Raw genomic sequence first — 1,430 nt, 5'->3', positions numbered from 1 at the left:
CAGCTGATATGTAGTTGTTGCTTGTCAAGAGGGCAAGGGTGAGCGGTCCAAGGCTGGTTTGTCTTGGACCGCTCTTTTGTGTCCGTTTCCTGCCTGGTCCGGGGGCCGGCGCGTCATTGTCGACGGCGCTGTCAGACTGATATGCGCGGGTTGGTTACCGCAGGACGAGGTGTTCGGCTGGAGGGGTGCCGCTGGTCTAGGAATGTCGGGCGTCACCGGTGATTGCCGGTTGTCCATAGCTGAATCGCGGGTCTCCTCCACGCTGCCGAGCCATCGGAGTGAGTCGGGAACGGCACACGCCTATTCATCCGTCCATGGCTGCTCCTGTTGGACCGCGGCGGCGAGAGACCAGCACCACCCGGCGAGTTCGCGGGCGACGGCGACATTCGCAATGACCCGGCGCTTGTGCCGGGCCTCGAACTGTTCCCACTTGTGATGCAGCCGGTGGTTGCCTTGGTGGCCACGGACGCGGGAGACGTGATCGGCCGCGTCCCAGCGGGCGCGCATCTCACGGCTGACATTGTTGTAGGGCCGCCGGTGATGCCAGGCGGCCTCGACCAGCAGGCGCCGGGCATGGGTGTTGCCGGTCTTAGTGATCCCGCCCTGGGATCGGGAACCGCCGGATGAATGCTCCGAGGGGACCAGGCCCAGATACGCGCCGATCGTGGAACCGGTAAAGCGGGTCCAGTCGCCGATTTCCACGGCCAGGCCGAAAGCGGTGAGCACCGAGATTCCACGCAGACACATCAACGCATGGACCACCGGGGCGTAACGATCGGTTGCGGCGAGGGCCGTGATCTTCGCATCCAAACGGTTCCTGCGGTCCAGCGTCAGCTCCGCGGCTTCCAGGCTCGCCTCGTAGGCGGCCTGCAGGGCAGGATCATCAAAGTGTTGCCGGTGCAGCCAGGAGTAGTGCGCATCGGTCCAGGCATGGCCGCCGGAGTAGACCAGGCCGTGGCGCAGCAGGAGCTTCGAGATCCGGTGCCTGGCCCTCATCAGGTCCGCGCGGACGTCCTCGCGGGCCCGCACCAGATCCCGCGCGGCTTCATCCGCATGGCCCGGAACCCGCACGGGCGTGATCTGTCCGAGCAAGGCCAGTCGGGCCAGATGCTCGGCATCGCGGGCATCGGTCTTAACCCGGTCTCCGGGCGGCCGCTGAAGTTTCGAAGGTGCCGCGACCAGACACTCAATCCCTTCCCCGGTCAGTAGCCGGGCCAACCCGAATCCAGTCGGACCTGCCTCATAGACGACCAGGACCGGGCCCGGCAACCCTGCCACCCACTCGGCGATCCCGGCATCGTTGGCGGCCAGGCTCTGCCTCAGGATCTCGCCGGTTTCACGGTCGATCGCGCAGCCCTTCACGCTCCGTGCATGGACATCCAAACCGACGTAAGTACGCTTATTCATGGCTGGAACCTCCAGACGTTCAA

The 1,430-nt window shown here is 65.4% G+C and carries 1 protein-coding gene; it reads right to left on the bottom strand.

Annotated features, from left to right (window positions below; all coding sequences use genetic code 11):
- Positions 1-300: 300 nt before the first annotated feature.
- The gene (locus AC1DES_RS19095) at positions 301-1,407 is read right to left on the bottom strand and encodes an IS110 family RNA-guided transposase (protein WP_476897267.1); all 1,107 of its coding nucleotides are present in this window, start codon (positions 1,405-1,407) and stop codon (positions 301-303) included.
- Positions 1,408-1,430 lie beyond the last annotated feature (23 nt).

The organism is Arthrobacter sp. 05T442 (assembly GCF_056395945.1).
The sequence above is the reverse complement of the archived record's forward strand: the minus strand, read 5'-3'. Positions and strand labels throughout refer to the sequence as shown.

Excerpts from the sequence above, each read along its gene's own strand:
- AC1DES_RS19095 (WP_476897267.1), bottom strand. The coding sequence starts at position 1,407 with ATGAATAAGCGTACTTACGTCGGTTTGGATGTCCATGCACGGAGCGTG.